At 42.3% G+C, this 345-nt stretch carries 1 pseudogene; it reads left to right on the top strand.

What is annotated here, in order from left to right:
* A pseudogene (locus tag H4J57_RS19645) lies at positions 1 to 300 on the top strand (transposase); the annotation flags it as partial.
* Positions 301 to 345 lie beyond the last annotated feature (45 nt).

Below are 345 nucleotides of genomic sequence, written 5' to 3'. Positions count from 1 at the left end.
GAACATCAAGAGAAAACCTCCGGTATCCGCTTTAGTTTGAAGGACTATTTAACCCTTGTAGATGAAACAGGTCGCGTAATAAGAGCAGACAAACGAGGCGCTATCGAGACTAAAATCGCAAATATACTGTCAAGACTTCACATCAGCGATGAAAGTTGGCTCAAACTCACCACAAACTTTGAAGGTATATTCACTGGCGCAGTAGGTACCGCAGAACATTTGTGTGAATTTACTGAGCACGTGGGGTTAAAGCGCGCACACGGTAAAGCAAATGCCCAAGCTTGTTTGAATAGCGCGTAAACATAGCTACATTCAAAAACAGCAAGAAAGCCACAAGAAAAAATA

Origin of the sequence: Colwellia sp. BRX8-7, assembly GCF_014077275.1 — a bacterium.
Lineage (GTDB): Bacteria > Pseudomonadota > Gammaproteobacteria > Enterobacterales > Alteromonadaceae > Colwellia_A.
The sequence above is the reverse complement of the archived record's forward strand: the minus strand, read 5'-3'. Positions and strand labels throughout refer to the sequence as shown.